The following is a 20882-nucleotide window of genomic DNA, read 5'->3' on the forward strand; positions in this document are numbered from 1 at the left end:
GTCGCCCTGATTCGTCAGCGGGTCGGGACCGGCTTCTCGCCGCGGTAGTCATAGAAACCGCGCTTGGTCTTGCGGCCGAGCCAGCCGGCCTCGACATATTTCACAAGCAGCGGGCAGGGGCGGTATTTCGAATCGGCCAGCCCGTCATGGAGCACCTGCATCACCGAGAGGCAGGTATCGAGGCCGATGAAGTCGGCGAGCTGGAGCGGGCCCATCGGATGGTTGGCGCCGAGCCGCATCGCGGTGTCGATCGCCTCGACCGAGCCGACGCCCTCATAGAGCGTGTAGACGGCCTCGTTGATCATCGGCAGCAGGATGCGGTTGACGATGAAGGCCGGGAAATCCTCGGAGACCGAAACGGTCTTGTGCAGGCTGCCGACGAGGTTCTTGGCGCGCTCGAAGGTGCCGTCGTCGGTGGCGATGCCGCGGATCAGCTCGACGAGCTGCATCAGCGGGACCGGATTCATGAAATGGATGCCGATGAAGTGCTCGGGCCGGTCGGTTGCGGCGGCGAGGCGCGTGATCGAGATCGAGGAGGTGTTGGAGGCGAGGATCGCATCGGAGCGCAGATGCGGGCAGACCGCCGTGAAGATCTTGCGCTTGACCTCCTCGTTCTCGGTCGCGGCCTCGATGACGAGATCGCAATCGCCGAGATCGGCGAGCCCGACGGCGGGGCGGATGCGCGCGATCGCAGCGCGGCGTTCCTCCTCGGCAAGGGCGCCCTTCGAGACCTGACGGGCCATGTTGCCGTCGATCGTCGCGAGCGCGGCGTTGATCCGCTCCTCGGCGATGTCGTGCAGCCGGATATCGAAGCCGGCCGCCGCCGCGACATGGGCGATGCCGTTGCCCATCTGGCCTGCACCGATGATGCCGATCGTCTTGATCGCGTGGTCCGACATGGTTTGATCCCGGATGAACTTTCAGGCTCCCGCAGGAGCGGAACGGGCCGCCCTGGGGCGGCCCGGAAGGGTGGTGCCGGCCTTACTTGCCGGCTTTGGCGAGTTCTGCGTCGAGCTCCGGCAGGACGGTAAAGAGGTCGCCGACGAGGCCGTAATCGGCGATCTGGAAGATCGGCGCTTCCTCGTCCTTGTTGATGGCGACGATGACCTTGGAGTCCTTCATGCCGGCGAGATGCTGGATCGCGCCGGAGATGCCGACCGCGATGTAGAGCTCGGGGGCGACGACCTTGCCGGTCTGGCCGACCTGCCAGTCGTTGGGAGCGTAGCCGGCATCGACCGCGGCGCGCGAGGCGCCCATCGCGGCGCCGAGCTTGTCGGCGACAGGCTCGATCACCTTGCCGAAATTCTCGGCCGAGGCCAGCGCGCGGCCGCCCGAGATGATGATCTTGGCCGAGGCCAGCTCCGGACGGTCGGACTTCGCGACCTCCTCGCCCTTGAAGGACGAGTTGCCGGAGTTCTCGGCGGCCGAGACGCTCTCGACCGGGGCCGAGCCGCCTTCGCCTGCCGCCGCGAAGGAGGCCGTGCGGATGGTGAGCAGCTTCTTGGCGTCGGTCGACTGCACGGTCTGGATGGCATTGCCGGCATAGACCGGGCGCTCGAACGTATCGGGCGAGACGATCGCGCTGACATCCGAGACCTGCATCACGTCGAGCAGGGCGGCGACGCGCGGCAGCACGTTCTTGCCGGTGGTGGTCGAGGGGGCGGCGATGGCGTCGTAAGCCCCCGCGAGCTTGACGATCAGCGCCGCCAGCGGCTCGGCCAGCGCATGGCCGTAAGCCGCGTCATCGGCGAGCAGCACCTTCTCGACGCCGGTGAGCTTGGCGGCGGCATCGGCCGCGCCCTTCGAGCCCTGGCCGGCGACGAGGATGTGGACCGGTCCGCCGAGCTTGGCGGCAGCGGTCAGCGCCTTGGCGGTGGCGTCCTTGATCGAGGCGTTGTCGTGTTCGGCGATCAGCAACGTGGTCATCAGATCACCCCGGCGGTCTTGAGCTTGGAGACGAGTTCGGCGGCATTGGCCACCTTGACGCCGGCGGAGCGGCCGGCGGGCTCGACCGTCTTCAGCACCTTGAGACGCGGCGCGACATCGACGCCGAGCGCTTCGGCCGTGGTCTCGTCGAGCGGCTTCTTCTTCGCCTTCATGATGTTCGGCAGCGAGGCATAGCGCGGCTCGTTCAGGCGCAGGTCCGTCGTGACGATCGCGGGGAGCTTGAGCGTCACCGTCTGCAGGCCGCCATCGACCTCGCGGGTGACGTCGACCGAATCCGCGGCCAGCTCGACCTTGGAAGCGAACGTGCCCTGGCCCCAGCCGAGCAGCGCGGCGAGCATCTGGCCGGTCTGGTTGCAATCGTCGTCGATCGCCTGCTTGCCGAGGATGACGAGGCCGGGGCCTTCCTGCTCGACGACCTTCTTCAGGAGCTTGGCGACGGCGAGCGGCTCGACGATGCCCTCGACCTTCACCAGGATGCCGCGATCGGCGCCCATGGCGAGGCCGGTGCGGATCGTCTCGGCAGCCTGCGCCGGGCCGATCGAAACCACGACCACCTCGGTCGCCTTGCCGGCTTCCTTGAGGCGCAGGGCCTCCTCGACGGCGATCTCGTCGAACGGGTTCATCGACATCTTGACGTTCGCGAGCTCGACGCCCGACCCGTCCGCCTTCACGCGGATCTTCACGTTGTAATCGACAACCCGCTTGACGGGCACCAAGATCTTCATCGCCAGATCACCGTTCAGAAAAGATGAGCCTCACACCGCAGCGTACCTGACGGCAGGACAGCGGCATCGCGGCCCTCGGCTGGAATGCGTTGGGACCGTAACGACGCCCGTTTGCGCTTGTCAACGCCCGGCCAGACACGGCTCGGGGGCAAAACAGCGCGGCTTCAGCCACGGGCGGGCTTACGTCCGAACAGGGCGATGCTGCGGTGCACGAAGAGCGGGGTCAGTGCGGCGCCCGTCGCCAGCCCGCCGAGATGCGCCCACCAGCCGACATTGCCGTCGGCGCCGAGCAGCGCGGCGGCGGCTTGCAGCAGGATCCAGCCGCCGAGCGCATAGAGCGCCGGGATGTGGATCGGAATCCAGTTGAAGGCGAGGCCCCAGATCCGGACCTGCGGATAGATCATCAGATAGGAGGCGATGACGCCGGAGATGGCGCCGGATGCGCCGATCAACGGCTGCTGCGAATCCGGATACATGCCGGCATGGAAGAGCGAGCCGCCGAGCCCGCAGAGGAAGAAGAAGGCGAGGAAGCGGGCGTGGCCCATCGCGTCCTCGACATTGTCGCCGAAGACCCAGAGGAACAGCATGTTCCCGACGAGATGGGCGAGATTGGCGTGCAGCAGGATGTTGCTGAACAGGGTCGCCCATGCCGGGACATGGGCGAGGCCTTCCGGCAGTTGCGCCGTGCCGAACAGCACCGAGGGAATCATGCCGAAGCCGGCCATAATCGCCAGCTCCGCCTCCTGGCCCGGCCAGAGCTGCAGCACGATCTGCAGGGCGAGGCAGGCCCCGATCAGCCCATACGTGATGTAGGGCGTTCGCATGAAACGCAGCGGCACGCCGTCATGCAGGGGGACGAACATGGCTGATCTCAGCGGTTCTGGCCGGGCACCCAGAGCACGTCGCCGGCTGCCTTGGCATTGAGGTAGCGGGAGGCGACGAACAGGAAGTCCGAGAGGCGATTGATGTATTTCAGGGCGGGCGCGGCGACCGCCTCGCCCTCGGTCGCGGCAAGCTCCGTCATCAGGCGCTCGGCCCGGCGGCTCACGGTGCGGGCGAGATGAAGATGGGTCGCGGCCGGCGTGCCGCCCGGCAGGACGAAAGAGCGCAAGGGAGCGAGATCGGCATTCAACGCGTCGATCTCGGCCTCGATCCGGTCGACCTGGGCCTGGACGATGCGCAGGGGCTCGAAAGCCAGGGGCTTGTCGGTCTCGGGCGTCGAGAGATCGGCGCCGAGATCGAAGAGGTCGTTGCTGATCCGGCCGAGCATGGCATCGACCAGGGCGTCTTCCGTGGCTGCATGCAGGCGGGCGAGGCCTAGGCAGGCATTGGTCTCGTCGACGGTGCCGTAGGCGGCGACGCGCAGGTCGCACTTGGGGCGGCGCGGGCCGCTCGTCAGTCCGGTCGTGCCATTGTCGCCGGTGCGCGTGTAGATGCGGTTGAGCTTGACCATGCCACGCTTATAACGCGGCGGCGGCCGGACGGAAGCGCGTTTGCGCCGGGGCCGGCCGTCAGAAAGTGTAGCCGAGCCTTGCGCCGATATTGGCGGGGCCGCGGTTGCCGGTGCCGGGCTTGTCGGAGCAGCCGACCGTGCTGAAATGCTCGAGCGTGGTGACGAGGCTCCAGCGGTCCGAGAGCCGGAAACCGAGGGCGGCGGCTTCGCGCGTGCCGCTATTGCAGCCGACGGCGAGGCGATTCTCGGGGACGACCAGCCCGGTCTTGCCGTCGTTCAGGGCGGCGCCGAGGCTCGCCTCGACGAAGATGTCCCGGGTCACGTCGAAGGACCAGGTCGCGCCGGCATAGGCATAGCGCGTGCCGTTGAGATTGACGTTCGCACCCATGTTGAAGCGCGGGATGAAGGCCGCGGCGATGCGGTCGCTCAACGGAATGAGGCGTGGCGACAGCAGGTCCGCGCTCAGGTTGGGCAGGCCGCTCTCCCGGCCGCCGGGATTGGCGAGGCCGGCGCCTATGCGGGCCTCCCAGGCAGGGGCGGGCGCTTCGGCGGCGGGGGCGTAGCTGGAGACACTGCCAGAGAGGGACCGGGTCTGCGCGGGAGCGGCAGAGGCGGCCAGGCAGACGGCAAGTGACAGCAACGCGACGCGGACCATGGGCCTTCGGCAATTGGTGTGTGAGCAGACGTTAGTGAAACACACATACTCGTGTCCGGAATGTGGCGGAGCCCGGAAAGTCGGGCTCTCATCCACAGCCGGGCAGGAAGCTCGATTCAATTATTTCAAAGGCTTGCGCGCAGTGTCGCAGGTGCTCAGCCGTTGCGCCACCACAGCACGATGACGATCAGAACGATTGCGACGAACTGCAGGATGACGCGCAGGCGCATCAATCGCTGCGAGGTGTTGGCGCTGCCGCCGCGCAACATGTTGATCAGCCCGACCAGCAGGACGACGGCGACGGCGCCGACCGCGACGGACACGAGGGTGTTGGAAAACGTCATGGCGACAGGCTTAGGACCATGAGAGGAGCTTGACCAGCGCCGCGACGCGCCCGGCGTGGCCCGAACGGTGGGTCAGCTCGTCGCAGCCGTCTGCGCGAGCGCACGGCCACGGACGGGCATGGAGAGGTCGCCGGCAAGAGCGCGGCTGATCGCGGGAAGGCCGTCGAGCAGATCGGGCACGAAGGCTTGCGATGGGGGCGGGCGGCGCGGCAGGGCATGGAGCGCTGCGGCCATCACCCGCGGGTCGCGTTCGCCCTCGCCGGTCTGGGAGGGGTCGTAGAGGGCATCGACCAGCTTGAGCTCGTCGGCCCGGCCGGCGCGGATCGCCTGTTCGAGGCGCGGCCGGACGCGCGGCACGATCAGCGCCGGTTTGTCGAAGGAGAGGATCTCGCAGAAGGTGTTGTAGCCGCCCATCGCCACGACGCAGTGGGCGCGGTTCATCAGCAATTCGAGGCGCGGCTCGAAGCCGAGGCCTTCGAGCTTGGGATTGCGGGCGATGCGCTCGGCGAATTCCTTGCGCTTCTCGCGCGACATGAAGGGGCCGAAGACGATGAGCGCAGGCAATTCGATCGTCGGATCGGTCTCATAGGCCGAGATCACCCAGTCGATCACGCCGGCGCCATCGCCGCCGCCGCCCGGCGTGACGAGGATAAAGGGCTGCTTGGTGATGCGCGGATAGCGGTTCGGCGGCATCGGGCTCGGCACCGCGCGCTTGAGATAGCCCATGTAGCGGAGCTTGTCGGCGAAGCGGTGCTGGTCCGGCAGGCCGATCAGGGGCTGATAGACGTTCTCCAGACCGTAGACGAAAATGTCGTCATAGACCGTGTCGAGCGCTTCCAGCGCGCCGTTGCGGCTCCATTCCTCCAGCACTGCGGCGGGTTCGTCGAGCACGTCGCGCAGGCCGAGCACGATGCGGGCGCCGCGCCGGCGCAGGATGTCGAGCGAGGGCTTGAGCTCGCCGCGCAGGCCGACCGGTTCCTTGTCGACGATGACCACGTCGGGATCGAAGGACAGCACGGTCTGCTTGATGATGTCGGCCCGCAGGCGGATCGTGTCGCCGAGGTCGAGATTGAGATGGTGCGGCTCGTAACTGCCGTCGCTCTGCTTCTCGACGCCGGGGATGCGGACATAGTCGACGCCGTCGCCGAACTGGAAGCTCGAGATCACCGACGAGCCGGAGACGATGATCACCGAGATATGCGGAAAGCTCGCGATCAGCGCATTGGCGATGGCGCGGCACCGGCGGATATGGCCGAGCCCGAAGGTGTCGTGGCTGTAGATCAGGACGCGCGGAGCATGGGGGCTACGCGGCGCGCGTTCGGCGCCGGCAAGGTCGACGACGTTTGAAGGCATCGGAACGCCGCCCTCCGGAAAAGGCCAGACGACCTCTTGGCGAGGACGAACGCAGTTGGAAAACTCTGTAGTGATTATAACGGGTCGCCGGGGACGATCCAAGCCCATCGACCTGTCGCCGAACGAGAAAAACCTTGGCGGGTCGCAGCGGTCATCGCGGCTCGGAATCGCCTTGCCGGTCGCTATCCGCCGGTCGGACGAAGCTTGCCGGATCGGTCAGGTGGATGGCTGGGTGACTGGCGGCCTGGAGGAGGTCGGCGAGGGCGGACCAGGCGGTGTCATCGTGGTCGCGGTGATGCAGGAGCAGGCCCAGCTCGCAGTCGCCGGCTTCGGCTTGCCGCCGCTGTGCCAGCAGAGCGACGAGTTCGGCGAGGATGTCCGGCGCCGGGCGGCCGACGCGGCCACCATGCCAGTCCATGATGTCGACATGGGTGTTGAGCAGGCGCGGGCCTCCCTCCGGGCCATGGCGATAGGTGCGGAAGCAGGAGAGGCCGGCGAAGCCGAGGGCGCCGAGCCGCGCGGCATGGCTCTGGGCGATCCGATTCCATGGCGGCACGAAGACCGGCAGAACGGCGTCTCCGAGGAGATCATGCAGGCGCTGCCGGCCGTGCATGATGTCTGCATCGACATCGGTGGGGGCGCGTTCTGCGCCGAACTCCGATTTCTTGCTGCCGGCAGGGGCGTGGTTGCGGTGGCTGCTGCCGTGCTGGCAGGGCCGAAGCAGCGGCATGCCGCGCAAAGCCGTCGCCAGTGCGGACTCGGCCAGCAGGGGAATGACCGCGAGCAGGACCGGGACGGCGAAACGCTCGGCGAGGCCAGTCAGGCGGTCGAGTGCGGGGCTTGGCGCCACGGCGTCATCGTCGCGCAGCCAGAGGCGGATCGTGCGGCCGGACGTGCTCCAGTGATCGAGCTCGCCGGTGAGCGCCTGCCAGTGCGAGGCCGTCATGGCATGGCTTTCCCGGCGGACGATTGCGACTTGGCGCGGTGATTCCTCATGGCGAGGGCGAGACCTTGGGCCAGCCTTTCGGCGGCGCGGGCGATCGTGCGCTCCGTCACGATAAAGCGGCGTGCGGCGGCGCCCATGTCTGCACGCAGCGCCTTGTCGCGCAGCAAGCTGGCGAGTGCCGCTGCGAGAGCCTCTTCGTCGCGCTCCGGGGCGAGCAAGGCAGTTTCGTCGGCCTTCACCGTCTCGGCGACGCCGCCGCTGTCGAAGGCGACGACCGGCAGTCCCGCGGCCTGGGCTTCGAGATAGACCAATCCGTAGGCCTCGCCGATGCCCGGCCAAAGGAAGATGTCGTGTCGGGCGAGCTCGGCCTGGATGGCATCGCGGTCGCGCTGGCCGCGCCAGTCGATGCGGCCTTCGGAGAAGCTGGCGAAAGCCCCGGCGACCTCGGCGCGGCGCGGGCCGTCGCCGATGATGCTGAGCGTCCAGTCTTCTTTCCGGCAGCGGTCGAGGATGCGGGCGAGCGTAAGATAGCTCTCCAGCTTGACGCCCTCGCGCATCATGGCGACCGTGACGAGGCGCGGCGGGCCTGGCCCGTCGGTCCGGGGCTGATGGTCGGGGCCGATCGCGACGAAGGGAGGCAGGGCGAGCAGCGCCGTGCCTTCGTTCTCCCAGCGCACGAGCCCCTGCCTGTCACGGTCGGTGAAGTAGAAATGGACGTCGCCGGCGGCCAGGGCTTGTCGCACGACGGCGGTGTACTCTGCCCATTGGCCGGTGGCACGCCGGGCGGAATCGCTGGATTCGGCGGTGACATAGGGGATGCCGAGCACTGCCGCGATCCCGGGACCGAGGAAGTCCGGCGAGCGATAGTAGTTGTGGTATGTGAACCAGAGATCGGGGCGCGGCCGACCCTCACCGTAGCCGGCGAGCAGGGCATCGCGCAGGTGGGCGGCATCGGCCGAGGCACTGGCGAAGCGGGCGGAATCAGGTTCGCGAAAATAGGTCTTCGGTGCCGCGACCGGCTCGACGACATGGCCGAGGCTTTCGAGCGCCGCCATGAGCTGGCTGGCCATGCGGCGGTCGCCGGAGACGCCGCCGTCTCCGACCGGATTGAGCGGGGTGTGGAAAGCGATGCGCAAGATGGTCTTCGGGGTCGGTGATGCTGTCAGCGGTAGGGATCGGCCGCGTCGCGCAGGCCGTCGCCGAGGAAGTTGAAGGCGAGGATGATCACGATCACGGGGACGACCGGATAGAGCAGCCAGGGATAGAGCGCCACCACATTGATGTTCTGGGCTTCGTTGAGCATCACGCCCCAGCTCGTGATCGGTGGCCGCAAGCCCAAGCCGAGGAAGGACAGCGCCGTCTCGCCCAGGATGGTCTTGGGGATGGTGATCGTGGCGGAGGCGATGAGGTGGCTCATGAAGCCGGGCACGAGATGCAGTGCGATGATGCGGCGCGGCTTCGCTCCCATGAGCTGGGCGGCGACGACGTAATCCTCCTCGCGCAGCGAGAGCAGCTTCGAGCGCACGGAGCGGGCAAGGCCGGTCCAGTCCATCAGGCCGAGGATCACGGTGATGCCGAAATAGACCAGCAGCGGGCTCCAGGTCGGCGGCAGGATCGAGGCCAGCGCCAGCCAGAGCGGGATATGCGGCAACGACTGCACGATCTCGATGATGCGCTGGATGAAGAGATCGACGCGGCCGCCATAATAGCCGGCGATGCCGCCGATGATGACGCCGAGCACGAAGGAGACGGAGACGCCGAGCAGGCCGATCGAGAGCGAGATGCGCCCGCCATAGAGGATACGCGAGAGCATGTCGCGGCCGAGCCGGTCGGAGCCGAGCAGGTAAAGCGTGCCGCCCTCGGGTGCGCAGACGAGATGCGTGTTGCCGGGGATCAGGCCCCAGAAATTATAGTCGTCGCCCTTGCAGAAAAAGCGCAGCTTCTGCGGGCGGGTCGTGTCGACCTCGTATTCGCGCTTCAGGTTCTCCATGTTGAGGCGCAGCGTGTACGGGTAGACGAACGGCCCGACGAAATTGCCTTCGTGGAAGAGATTGATGCTCTGGGCCGGCGCCCGGATGAAATCGGTATTGCGCGTCGTGTAGTGATAGGGCGCGAGGAATTCGGCAAAGGCCGCCATCGCGTAGATGGCGACGATCACGAAGGCGGAGATGACCGCGAGCTTGTGCTTGCGGAACTTCCACCACATCAACTGCCATTGCGAGGCGAGGTAGACCCGCTCCTGCTCCGGCGTCATCGCCTCGGTGGCATAGGGCTCGAACGGCGCCGTCGAGACCTCGTGGGGCAGGGCTGCGCCGTCCGGTGGCAGATGGTTGAGCGTCGTCGCCTTCACTTGGTCGCCGCTCCCTGGAGACGGATGCGGGGATCCAGGATGGCGAGCGCAATGTCCGATATCAGCACGCCGATCACGGTCAGGAAGGAGAGGAACATCAGGAAGGAGCCGGCAAGATACATGTCCTGGCTCTGCAGGGCGCGGATCAGCAGCGGGCCGGTGGTCTGCAGGGAGAGCACGATGGCGACGACCTCTGCGCCCGAGACGATGGAGGGCAGGATGTCGCCGATATCCGAGATGAAGAAGTTGAGCGACATGCGCAGCGGATACTTGCGCAGGGCCTTGCCTGGCGGCAGCCCCTTGGCGCGGGCGGTGACGTAGTACTGCTTCTGCAATTCGTCGAGGAGGTTGGCTCGCAGCGCCCGGATCATGCCGGCGGTACCGCCGGCGCCGATGATGATGACGGGAATCCAGAGATGCTCGAGCACCGACTTGAGCTTGGCCCAGCTCATCGGCTGGTTGAGATAGGCGGGGTCGACGAGTCCGCCGATCGAGGTGCCGAACCAGATATTGGCGAAATACATGAAGACCAGCGCCAGCAGGAAATGCGGCACGGCAAGCCCGACGAGGCCGAGGAAGGTCAGGCCGTAATCGCCCCAGCTATACTGGTGCGTGGCCGAGTAGATGCCGATCGGGAAGGCGACGACCCAGGTGAAGATGATGGTGGCGAAGGAGACCATCATCGTCAGGATCAGGCGGTCGCCGACGATCTCGCGCACCGGGCGCTGGTACTCGAAGGAATAGCCCATGTCGCCCTGGAGCAGGCCGGCGACCCAGCGGACATAGCGTTCCACCGGCGGCTTGTCGAAGCCGTATTCCTTCTTCAGGAACTCGATGCGGCTCATGTCCGCCTTCTCGCCCTGGGCCTGCATCTCGGCGGCGAGCGTCTCGAAATAATCGCCTTCGGGCAGGTTGATCACGGTGAAGATCAGCGCGCTGGTGACGATCAGCGTCGGGATCATGATCAGGATGCGCTTGAGGATGTAGCGGATCAGCACGCGTCAGGCTTTCGTTTCTGGCCTGTCGAACCAGAAGGTGTCAGGCATGTAGCGGCCGATGAAGGCGCCGGGCTCGAAGCTGTAGAGGCCCTTCTCGGGCACGTTGCGAAGGTCGTTCGAGACGACGATCGGCTGCAAGGTGCTGTTGATCACGCCGATGGTGAAGAGCTGCTCGGCATTGATCGCCAGCATCTTGTGCCAGATGGCGCGGCGCTGGTCGCGGGTCGAGCTCACGCGCCATTCCTCGTAGAGCCGCACGAGCTCGTTGACCTCGGCCAAAGCGGGCCGTTCGCCCTCGCGGCCGCCGCTCTCGATGAACTGGCCCCAGCGCGGCCACTGGAACTGGGCCGAGGAGGTCGGCGCCAGCGCGTCCGGTTCCATGTCGGAGGTGACGAGCGCATTGTCCATGCCCGCCCAGGCCGACATCACGGTCTGGCCGGCGAGGATGCGGCGGCGGAAGACGTCGCGCTGGGTCGAGCGCGGATAGATCTTGATGCCGACATCGATGAAATCCTGCTTCAGCAGGTCGAGGATGTCGGTCTCCTCGGTGCTCTCGCCGGCGGTCTCGATGGTGAATTCGAGCCGGCGTCCGTCCGGGAAAAGGCGGATGCCGTCATCATCGCGCTTGGTCAGGCCGATCTCGTCGAGCAGCCGGTTCGCCAGCGCCGGGTCGTGCTGGGTCCAGAGCTCCGCCAGCCTTGCATCGTAGAGAGGGCTTTCAGGGAGGGCGGTGTTGCCGCTCTCGCGGGCCAGCCCGAAAAAGATGACCTTGTTGACGTCCTTGCGGCTGATCGCGACCGAGATCGCCTGGCGGTAGCGGATATCGCGGTTGAGGTCGCGCCAGACCGGGTCGATCGCGTTCAGGTTGGGGAGCAGGGCGAAATAGGCACCCTCGGCCCGCTTCCACAGCTTGACGTCGAAATTCATCCGCTTCGAGGCTTCCTTCAGGAAGGTGTAGTTGTCGAAGCGGATGTAGCGGGCCTGGAGATCGGCCTCGCCGGCCGCGGTCTTGGCCGGGACGAGCGCGCTGGTGCCGATCGTTATCGTCACCTGGTCGGCATAGGGCAATTGCCGGCCGTTCTCGTCGACCCGGTGGAAATAGGGGTTGCGCTCGAAGACGAACTGTTCGGCCGGGAGCGGCGTGGTGCTGCGCCAGGGTTCCAGCGTCGGCAGCTTCGGATTCTCCGGCCGGTACATGCGCGACAGCCGCTCGTGCAGCGCCCCCCAGTCCCGCACCCTGTGTTCCTTCACGCGCTGGGCCAGCTCGTGCTTGGGGGCGTGCTTCTCGTGGAACTGCTTGAGATAGCCCGAGGGCATGAAGAGATAGGTCGGCTGGGCGCCCGCCAGCGCCGGCAGGAAGACCGGGTTCGGGACCCTCCAGCTATAGCGGATCTCCCGCTCGCTCAGGATTTCGAAGACGGGCGGCTCGCCGGCCGAGAGCAGGGCCTGCGGAGGGCCGCCCGGCGAGAGCCGCTTGTTGTTGGCGATATCCTCCCACCAGTAGCGGAAATCTTCCGAGGTGAAGGGCGATCCATCAGACCAGCGATGGCCCTCACGCAGCTTGAGCGTGAAGATGCGGCCTTCCTCGACGTCGCAGCTCTCGAGGATATCGGGCACGAGCTCCAGGTTGTCGTCATAGACCATCAGGCGCGTGTAGCCGTAGAGCGTCATCATGCGGATGTCGCGCTGGTCGCCCATGAGCAGCCGGATATTGCCGCCATGGCGGCCGGGCTGCCGGCCGCGCTGCGCGAGATCGATGATGCGCGGATTGGCGGGCAGGCGCGCCGCGGCCTGCGGCAGGGTGCCGGCTGCGACACGCTCCGCGAAGAACGGGCTGTCGATCACCGGGCCGGAGAAGGGCGCGGCACGCGACGGGCGCGGCAGGCTCGCTCCGGCCAGGGCGGCGGTGCCGAGCAGCAGGGCGGTGCGGCGGGTCGGATGGCGGCGGCGCTGCGTCATGGCACCAGCTCCCGGATATCGGCATTGCGCCGCGCCAGCACGTAATGGCCGTCGCCGAGTGGCAGATGCGCCAGTGCGTCCTCGTCCGCTCCGGCCTTGAACGCCTTGTCCCAGTGGCTGTCGTCGGAGGCCCCGCCGGGCGCCGCCAGCTTGAAGTCGAGTCTGCGGTCGAGATCCGCGAAGGGTACCGAGCGCAGCAATGCCTTGGTGTAGGGGTGGGTCGGACGGGTGAAGAGGGCGTGGCGCGGCGCCAGTTCGACGATCCTGCCATTGGCCATCACCGCGATCCGGTCCGCCATGTAGTTCACCACGGCGAGATTGTGCGAGATGAAGAGGAAGGTCAGGCCGCGCTCGGCCTGCAGGTCCTTGAGCAGGTTGAGGATCTGGGCCTGAACGGAGACGTCGAGCGCCGAGACGGGCTCGTCGCAGATGATCAGTTCCGGATCGAGCGCGAGCGCACGGGCGATGCCGATCCGCTGGCGCTGTCCGCCCGAGAAGGAATGCGGATAGCGGTTGAGGAAGCGGGTATCGAGCCCGACATCCTGCATCAGATTGCGCACCCGCTCGTCCTGTTCTGCCGCATCGCCCCGGTCATGAATGACCAACGGCTCGCGCAGGATGTTCATCACGGTCATGCGTGGCGACAGCGACGAGACCGGGTCCTGGAAGATCATCTGGACGCGCGGGCGGAACCTGCGGAGATCCTCGCCGTCGAGCCCGAGCACGTCGACCCGCTGGCGCCCGTCGTCGAAGACGATCTCGCCGGAATCGGGCGTGACAGCGCGCATGATGATCTTGCTGACGGTGGTCTTGCCGCAGCCGCTTTCGCCGACGAGGCCAAGGCATTCGCCGCGCCTGATATCGAAAGAGACATCATCGACGGCCTTGACGCTGGTCTGGCTGCCTTTGCCGAAGAATCCGCGCGACCCGGTGACATAGGTCTTGTGCAGGCCGCGGACGCTGAGCAGCGGGGCTGCGTCCGCAGCGGGCTTCGGCGGGGGCGCGGCGACAACCGGGCGCGGGCGCGCCTCTCTGAGCGCGACCAGCCGCTCGCCATCCTGCATGTCGAAATGCGGGGAGGCGTCGAGCAGGGCCTTGAGATAGGGATGGCGCGGGCGCCGGAAGATGTCCTCGACCGGGCCGCGCTCCATGATTTCGCCGTGGAAGATCACGACGACCTCGTCGGCCATGTTGGCGACGACGCCGAGATCATGGGTGATGAGCAGGATCGCCATGCCCATCTCGGCCTGGAGATCGCGCATCAGGTCGAGCACCTGGGCCTGAATGGTGACGTCGAGCGCGGTGGTCGGCTCGTCGGCGATCAGCAGGGCCGGCTGGCAGATCAGCGCCATCGCGAGCATGGCACGCTGGCGCAGGCCGCCGGAGAGCTCGAAGGAATAGAGTCCGAAGGCGCGCTTCGGGTCCTTAAAGCCGACGCGCCTCAGCATCGCCTCGATCAATTCGCGGGCTTCCGCTTTCGGCATCGGCCGGTGCAGGAGCAGCGCTTCCTCGATCTGGTCGCCGATGGTGTGGACCGGCGAGAGCGACGACATCGGCTCCTGGAAGATCATGCCGATGCGGCCGCCGCGCAGCGCCCTGATGCCTTCGCCCTCGGCGGGCAGCGTCGCGATGTCGACGACGGTCTCGGGCGCCTGCGGGTCGCGGAACAGGATCTCGCCGCCGGTGATGCCGCCGGCGCGGGGCAGGAGCCCCATGATGGCCTGCGAGATCACCGATTTGCCGGAACCGGATTCGCCGACCAGCGCGACGGTCTTGCCGGCGGGAACGCGCAGGCTGACGCCCTTCACGACGTCACGGGCGAGGCCGTGGATCGTGAAGCCGATACGCAGGTCGTTGATGCGCAGGATATCCATGGTCTGCAGCGGCACGTCCCCGGGAACCTATGGCTCCTTGGCTTTCTTCACGTCACTAGACGTCGAAAGCGGCGGCTTGCCAATCGCTTTCGACGCCTGTGGCGGTTCGGGCGGGCATTGCCCGATGCGGATGACATCGCTGCAACGGGGGCCGCGTCGGAAATCGTCGTAGCTGATGCTCCAGGGCAAGGGGGCCGGTGCGCGGTAGGGGCCCATCTTGAAATACTGGTTGTCGTCGAGCCCCGGGCCGCCATGGCCGATATGGCCCGTGACGGTCACGATATGGACGCCGTCGGCGATGATCTCGATACGGCCATCGCCGTCGGGGCCGGGCCCGGAGCGGACGACGAAATCGATCCAGCCCTGCTGTGCCGAGGGCAGGTCGGCATGATGCTGGACCTGGATTCCAGGTGCGCAGGCATTGAAATAGCTCGGGTAATTCTCCGTGGTCGTGCCGCTCTCGATGGCGACGAGCGCGCGCGTCTGCTGCGCCTCTGTGCGGCTGATGACGAGCGCTTCGCCCGGCAGGCAGCCTGCGGGGCGTTCGCTGCTGCCGATCGGGTAGGAGGGAATCAGATCGGTCTCGACGGTGATGCCGAGCCGGCCGCGATAGAGGCGCAAAGCCAGAAAGGGCGAGTAGTCGCCGACGGCCTCCGGCAGAATCTCGCGCTTCCACTGGGCGATCACATATCTGCGATCGTCCTGGGCGAGCGGATCGTTGAGGCGCAGCGCGAAGCCGTACCAGACCGTGCTGTAGAAGGGGACGAGCACCTCCGGGCGCTCCCAGATCTCGGCCCGCTCGCTGCATCCCACCGCATGCGGAAGACAGGACGGCGTCGCGATCAGGGTGACGGCACCGGCGCCGCTATAGGGCGCCGCGCCGTTGAAAATCACGCGCCCGAAACGCTGCTCGGGGTTGGTCTTATAGAAAAGCCCGCCTTCCGGGGCGAAGCCGCCCTGTTCGAAGCCGTCGCGCAGGATGCGCTGCCTGGGATCGGCGCCGGCTTCGGCGCGCGCCGGGGCCGTCAACGCACCGGCAAGGCCGATCATCGCCGCGCAGCACAGCATTCCCGATGCGACGATCCTGTTCACGCTTCCCCCGACGATCGACCTCGCCTCCACCCTGCAATGCCGGCACGGCGGCAGCGTGGCGCGCATTGCACTCGGCCGCAACCTCACCACATATGGTCGTTTCGGGCCCGCCGGACCCGGTCGAGCTTGCGCTGCGAGCGCTTCGGTACAGGGTTGCCCTTTGGAGTCCAATCTCTTCCGTTACATCTGGCAGAAGAGCCGGGCAGAGCAGGTCGTCGTCCTGCTGATCATCCTTGTCTCGATTCCCTTCAACTGGGCCTCGTTCGACGTGCCCAAGCGCATCGTCAACGATGCGATCCAGGGCGGCGCCTTCAAGGACGGCAGGACCACCGCCACGCTGATGGACTTCACCCTGCACCTGCCGTCATGGCTGGGCGGGGCCAGCTACAAGATTTCAGACGGCATCCAGGTCGGCCAATACGGGCTGCTGATCGGCCTGAGCAGCTATTTCCTGGTGCTGGTCCTGATCAATGGCGGTTTCAAATACGTCATCAACGTGCGCAAGGGCATCCTTGGCGAGCGGATGCTCAGGCGGATGCGCTACGACCTGTTCAGCCAATTGATGCGCTTCCGGCCGGAGGAGATCCGATCGGTCAAGCCGGCCGAGGTCGCCAGCATGATCAAGGACGAGGTCGAGCCGATCGGCGGCTTCGTCGGCGATGCCTTCATCCAGCCGGTCTTCCTGCTGAGCCAGGCGCTGACGGCGCTCGTCTTCATCATGGCGCAGAGCTTCTGGCTGGGCTCGATCGCGCTGCTGATCGTGCTGGCGCAGGCGATCATCATCCCGATCCTGCGGCGCGAGCAGCTCCGGCTCGGCCGTGAGCGCCAGATCGCCTCGCGCCAGCTCGCGGGCCGGATCGGCGAGATCGTCGATGCCGGGCCGATGATCCAGGGCCATGGCGCGACGGCCTATGTGCAGTCCGACATCGCCGGTCGGCTCGGGCGGCTCTTCGACATCCGCTACGCGCTCTACAAGCGCAAATTCGCGGTCAAATTCCTGAACAACCTGCTGGCCCAGATCACGCCGTTCTTCTTCTACGCCATCGGCGGCTTCTTCGCCCTGCAGGGGCGGCTCGATATCGGCCAGCTCGTTGCGGTGATCGCCGCCTATCGCGACCTGCCGCCGCCGATCAAGGAACTGATCGACTGGGACCAGCAGCGCAACGACGTCACGATCAAGTACGACCAGGTGATCCAGCAGTTCAACAGCGACGAGACGCTGGTCCTCGAGGAGGAGAACGGCGTCTCGGTCCTGCCGGCCAAGGGCGAGGTCCGGCTCGAATCCGTGCAGATGCTGGACAATCGCGGCCAGCCGCTGCTGACGCCGCTCTCGTTCAGCCTGCAACGACCCGGCATGGTCGCGGTGGTCGGTCCGCAAGGCGGCGGCAAGGACGTGCTCGGCCGCATCCTCGGCCGGCAGGCGACGAGCTATACCGGGCGCGTGCTGATCGATGGCGAGCCGCTGGCGGGTATGTCGGTGGAGCGGGCAAGCCATCTCATCGGCTATTCCGGCGACGAGCCCGAGATCATCGCCGGCTCGATGCGCGACAACATCCTGCTGCCGCTGCGGCGCCGGCGCCCCGACCTGAAGACGGGCGGCACGGTCTCGCAGCCGGAGCATCGCCGCTTCGTCGAGGCGATCCGCTCGGGCAATTCACCCTTTCCGTTCGAGGCGGACTGGACCGACTATGAAGGGGTCGGCGTGGCCGATGCGGCAGAGCTCGCGGGGCGGGTCCATGAGTTGCTCGACGTCTTCGGCTGCACGCAGGAAGTCTACGAGCTCGGTCTCGGCGGCAAGGTGATACGGCCCGTCAGCGAGCAGGCGATCGAGCGCATCATCACGGCGCGCCGCGTGGTCGCCGCCGAGCTCGCGCGGATTCAGCAGAGCGACCTGATCGAGCCTTTCGTGCTCGACCGCTACAACCGCAATGCGCCGATCATCGAGAACCTGATCTTCGGCACGCGGACGACGACGCGCTTCGACAGCGCGACCCTGCTGTTCGAGCCCTATGCCCAGTCGATCCTCAAGGCGGAGTCGCTGGTCGAACCCTTGGCCGAGATGGGCGGGCGCATCGTCGCGACGGTCGTCGAAATCTTCGCGGGACTGCCGCAGGGCCACGCGCTGTTCGAGCGCTATTCCTTCGGCGCCAATTTCGAGTTCGAGCGCCTGAACGAGCTGGCCGATCTGCTGGGCAAGCACGACATGCGCAACCCGCTCGACCAGGAGACCGAGCGCGATCTCGTGGCGCTGGCACTCGGCTATATCGAGCCCAAGCACAGGCTGAACCTGATCGACGCCCGGCTGGAACGGCGCATCCTCCGGGCGCGCGAGAGCTTCCGCAAGCATCTGCCGGCCGATGCGGCCGACGATGTCGATTTCTACGATCCCGACAAGGTGATGGTCGGCGCCAGCGTGCGCGACAACCTGATGTTCGGGCGCATCGGCTACGGCGTGCCCGATGCCGCCCGCAAGGTCGGCGAGATCGTGCTGCAGGCGCTCTCCCGTTCCGGCTTGGGCGATGCGCTGTACCGGCTTGGGCTCGATACCGAGAGCGGCATCCGCGGGCGCTTCCTGCCGGCCCGGCTGCGGCAGGCCGTGCCGCTGGTGCAGGCGCTGGTCAAGGCACCGCAGATCGCGGTGCTCGATATCTCGGCCCTGCTCGCGATTTCCGACGAGCCGGAGGAGATCGTGGCCCGGCTGCACGGCTATTGCGCGGGCATGACGCTGTTTCTTCTGGTCGGAGATGCTAATCTTGCGGGAGAGGTCCCGCTGCGCGTGGTGTTCCACGGAGCGACGGGAACGGTCGAGGCGAACGGCGCGCCCGAGGCGGCCAACGACCGGGCGTCGCACTTCGAGACCACAGGGCGAATGGAGGCGCGGTCATGAGTCTGGAAACCGATATCGGCTGCCTGCGCTGCATGCCGCTGTTTCAGGACATGCCGGCATCGCGGCTGAAGCTCGTCGCGCTGATGGGCGAGCGGCTGCAATTCGAGCCCGGGGCCGTCCTGATCAGCCCGCAGGAGAAGCTCGCTGGCGTCTATGTCATCATGGAAGGCGAGGTCGAGATATCGCAGCCCGGCGAGGGCGGCGAGGAGCGGCGATTTGTGAAGGATACCGGCAGCATAACCGGCGACGTTTCGCTGCTCAGCGGCAAGCCTTTCATCATCACTGTCAGTGCGAAGTCGCGCGTTTTGGCCCTGCGGATTCCCAAAGACCTGTTCTTCGAACTGCTTCAGACGGTGCCGGAGTTCAGCCTTGCTGTCTGCCGCGATCTGGCCGACCGGGTGCATCGGCTCGCGGCCGTTCTGCTGCGAGAGCACGAAACCATTTGACGGGGTCGATCAGCGCATGAACCGGCCGCAAGCCGCAGGCACGAACCGCACCGGGATGCCTCGCGGCGGCATGGGCGCGAGCATGGACCAGGTCTCGTCCTGGAGCCGCGACATCCGGTTCGTCTCCGGGCTGATCCTGCTGACCTTCGCCACGAGCCATTTTCTCAACCACGCCGTGGGCATCCTCGGCGTCGATGCGATGGAGAAAGTGCAGAACTGGCGTTATGGCGTCTGGCATTCCTGGATCGGAACGGTCCTGCTCTATGGCGCGCTGGTCGTACACCCGGTCTTCGCGCTGCTGCGCGTGGTGCAGCGGCGCACCTTCAAGATGCCGCTGCGCGAGATGCTGCAGATCGCGCTCGGCCTCGCCATCCCGCTGCTGCTGGTCGACCACATCATCAGCACGCGGATCATGGGCATCTATTTCGGTGTCGACGAGAGCTACCGTTCCGTGCTGCGCCGGCTCTGGCCGGGGCTGGCGCTGACGCAGTCGCTGCTGCTGCTGCTGGTCTGGACGCATGGCATCATCGGCATCCATTTCATGCTGCGCGCCCGCGACAGCTATCGCCACTGGCGCGACCCGTTCCTGCTGGCGGCGATCCTGATCCCGCTGCTCGCCATCATCGGCTTCTCCGTGGGGGCACGGGAGGCCGAGCAACTGGCGATGCCGGCCGAACTGGTCAGCGATGCGCAGGCGGCGATGTTCGCCCGGGACGTGATGTGGGGTAAAGGCGCCTTCTACGGGCTCGTCGCCTCGTTCCTGCTGTTCATCGGCGCCCGGGAGATCAGGGTCCGGACGACCCGTCAGATCACGGTGCGCTTCGTCGGTCATGGTACGCGCCGGGTGGCGCCGGGGCCGACCGTGCTCGAGATGTTCCGGCGCTTCGGCATTCCCCATGCGGCGCTCTGCGGCGGGCGGGCGCGCTGCGCCACCTGCCGCGTGCTGGTGATGGACGGCAACGACAACCTGCCGAAGCCTGGCCCGAACGAGGCCAAGCTGCTGCGGCGGATCTCGGCGCCCGAAGGCGTCCGGCTCGCCTGCCAGATCCGGCCGCGCGAAGACCTGCAGGTGCAGATCCTGCTGGCCTCGCGGCTCAATGCCGGCGCGGGGCGCGCCCTGGATCTGGACGATGCCGCCGGCAAGCGGGGGCTGACCGTGGTGGTGGCCGATCTCAGGGCGTTCTCCGCGCTCTCCGAGCGGCAATTGCCGCGCGAATTGATCGGCCTGCTCAACCGCTTCTTCGACGAGATGGGGCAGGCGATCACCGCGCATGAAGGGCGGATCGATGCCTTCTACGGCGATGGCTTCATGGCCGTGTTCGGCCTGGAGGGCCCGCCGTCGAAGGGGGCGCAGGCGGCGATCGCGGCGGCCGGCGATATCGTGCGCGCGCTCGATGCGCTCAACCGCGAATATGGCGCGGCGCTGCCGCTGCCGCTGCGGATCGGCATCGGCATCCATACCGGCGACGCCATCACCGGATCGGTCGAGAACGACAATCTCGGCCGGCGCGAGATCACGGTCGGCGAGACGGTGATGGTCGCGAGCCAGCTCGAATCTGCGACGCGGCGCGTGCTTGCCGATGTCGTGGTGTCCGAGGACACGATCCGGGCGAGCGGGCGCAGCTATGCCGGCACCACGACGTTGAAGATCGCGATCAAGGGGCGCGAGAAGCCGTTGACCGCCTATGGCTTCGCCAGCGCGCCGGAAATCGCCCGCCGCAAGCGCGAGGATGTGGCGGTGCCGGTGCCAGAGGTCGCCGGCGGCGAGGCGACTGCGTCGGCAGAAGTGGTGCAGGAGCAGGGCGAGACGGGCGAAAAGGGCTGATCCTTGCGCGGGCGGCTGGTTTTTTGCG

18 protein-coding genes are annotated in these 20882 nt (G+C 66.9%); 3 read left to right on the forward strand and 15 right to left on the reverse strand.

Annotated features, from left to right (window positions below):
* Nucleotides 1–14 precede the first annotated feature (14 nt).
* The 15 genes from Q9235_RS21595 to Q9235_RS21665 all read right to left on the reverse strand — a co-directional run bounded on the left by Q9235_RS21595 (nucleotide 15) and on the right by Q9235_RS21665 (nucleotide 15696).
* Complete coding sequence (locus Q9235_RS21595) at nucleotides 15–899, reverse strand: 3-hydroxybutyryl-CoA dehydrogenase (protein ID WP_306223839.1); 885 nt, start codon at nucleotides 897–899, stop codon at nucleotides 15–17.
* Nucleotides 900–981: 82 nt separating this feature from the next.
* Nucleotides 982–1926: an electron transfer flavoprotein subunit alpha/FixB family protein gene (locus tag Q9235_RS21600; protein WP_306223842.1), complete on the reverse strand. Its 945-nt coding sequence runs from the start codon at nucleotides 1924–1926 to the stop codon at nucleotides 982–984.
* Complete coding sequence (locus Q9235_RS21605) at nucleotides 1926–2672, reverse strand: electron transfer flavoprotein subunit beta/FixA family protein (protein WP_306223844.1); 747 nt, start codon at nucleotides 2670–2672, stop codon at nucleotides 1926–1928. Before Q9235_RS21605 ends, Q9235_RS21600 begins: the two co-directional genes overlap by 1 nt.
* Nucleotides 2673–2836: 164 nt before the next feature.
* Complete coding sequence (locus Q9235_RS21610) at nucleotides 2837–3535, reverse strand: rhomboid family intramembrane serine protease (RefSeq protein ID WP_306223846.1); 699 nt, start codon at nucleotides 3533–3535, stop codon at nucleotides 2837–2839.
* 8 nt (nucleotides 3536–3543) lie between these two features.
* On the reverse strand, nucleotides 3544–4125 hold the full coding sequence (locus tag Q9235_RS21615) for a cob(I)yrinic acid a,c-diamide adenosyltransferase (protein WP_306223848.1): 582 nt from the start codon (nucleotides 4123–4125) through the stop codon (nucleotides 3544–3546).
* Nucleotides 4126–4183: 58 nt separating this feature from the next.
* The gene (locus Q9235_RS21620; RefSeq protein WP_306223850.1) at nucleotides 4184–4780 is read right to left on the reverse strand and encodes an acyloxyacyl hydrolase; all 597 of its coding nucleotides are present in this window, start codon (nucleotides 4778–4780) and stop codon (nucleotides 4184–4186) included.
* 155 nt (nucleotides 4781–4935) lie between these two features.
* Entirely contained in the window at nucleotides 4936–5124 is a 189-nt protein-coding gene (locus Q9235_RS21625; protein WP_306223852.1) for a twin transmembrane helix small protein, read from the reverse strand.
* A gap of 72 nt (nucleotides 5125–5196) precedes the next feature.
* The gene (locus tag Q9235_RS21630; RefSeq protein ID WP_306223854.1) at nucleotides 5197–6477 is read right to left on the reverse strand and encodes a glycosyltransferase family protein; all 1281 of its coding nucleotides are present in this window, start codon (nucleotides 6475–6477) and stop codon (nucleotides 5197–5199) included.
* A gap of 151 nt (nucleotides 6478–6628) precedes the next feature.
* Complete coding sequence (locus tag Q9235_RS21635) at nucleotides 6629–7423, reverse strand: polysaccharide deacetylase family protein (protein WP_306223855.1); 795 nt, start codon at nucleotides 7421–7423, stop codon at nucleotides 6629–6631.
* Entirely contained in the window at nucleotides 7420–8559 is a 1140-nt protein-coding gene (locus tag Q9235_RS21640) for a glycosyltransferase family 4 protein (protein WP_306223857.1), read from the reverse strand. Before Q9235_RS21640 ends, Q9235_RS21635 begins: the two co-directional genes overlap by 4 nt.
* 26 nt (nucleotides 8560–8585) lie before the next feature.
* Entirely contained in the window at nucleotides 8586–9773 is a 1188-nt protein-coding gene (locus Q9235_RS21645) for an ABC transporter permease (RefSeq protein WP_306223858.1), read from the reverse strand.
* The gene (locus Q9235_RS21650; protein ID WP_306228389.1) at nucleotides 9770–10768 is read right to left on the reverse strand and encodes an ABC transporter permease; all 999 of its coding nucleotides are present in this window, start codon (nucleotides 10766–10768) and stop codon (nucleotides 9770–9772) included. The genes Q9235_RS21645 and Q9235_RS21650 overlap by 4 nt, the downstream gene beginning before the upstream one ends.
* A gap of 6 nt (nucleotides 10769–10774) precedes the next feature.
* On the reverse strand, nucleotides 10775–12730 hold the full coding sequence (locus Q9235_RS21655) for an ABC transporter substrate-binding protein (protein ID WP_306223860.1): 1956 nt from the start codon (nucleotides 12728–12730) through the stop codon (nucleotides 10775–10777).
* Entirely contained in the window at nucleotides 12727–14604 is a 1878-nt protein-coding gene (locus tag Q9235_RS21660) for an ABC transporter ATP-binding protein (protein ID WP_306228391.1), read from the reverse strand. Before Q9235_RS21660 ends, Q9235_RS21655 begins: the two co-directional genes overlap by 4 nt.
* Nucleotides 14605–14631: 27 nt before the next feature.
* Nucleotides 14632–15696, reverse strand: a complete 1065-nt coding sequence (locus Q9235_RS21665; RefSeq protein ID WP_306223861.1) for a heparin lyase I family protein — start codon at nucleotides 15694–15696, stop codon at nucleotides 14632–14634.
* A gap of 160 nt (nucleotides 15697–15856) precedes the next feature.
* Between Q9235_RS21665 and Q9235_RS21670 the strand changes: the two genes are divergently transcribed.
* The 3 genes from Q9235_RS21670 to Q9235_RS21680 are packed head-to-tail and all read left to right on the forward strand — an operon-like array spanning nucleotide 15857 to nucleotide 20854.
* Nucleotides 15857–18583, forward strand: a complete 2727-nt coding sequence (locus Q9235_RS21670) for an ABC transporter ATP-binding protein/permease (protein WP_306223862.1) — start codon at nucleotides 15857–15859, stop codon at nucleotides 18581–18583.
* Nucleotides 18580–19029 (forward strand): Crp/Fnr family transcriptional regulator, encoded by a 450-nt coding sequence (locus Q9235_RS21675; RefSeq protein WP_306223864.1) that lies wholly within the window; start codon nucleotides 18580–18582, stop codon nucleotides 19027–19029. Before Q9235_RS21670 ends, Q9235_RS21675 begins: the two co-directional genes overlap by 4 nt.
* 16 nt (nucleotides 19030–19045) lie before the next feature.
* Nucleotides 19046–20854, forward strand: a complete 1809-nt coding sequence (locus tag Q9235_RS21680; protein ID WP_306223865.1) for an adenylate/guanylate cyclase domain-containing protein — start codon at nucleotides 19046–19048, stop codon at nucleotides 20852–20854.
* Nucleotides 20855–20882: the final 28 nt, after the last annotated feature.

It is taken from the genome of Bosea beijingensis (genome assembly GCF_030758975.1).
GTDB lineage: Bacteria > Pseudomonadota > Alphaproteobacteria > Rhizobiales > Beijerinckiaceae > Allobosea > Allobosea beijingensis.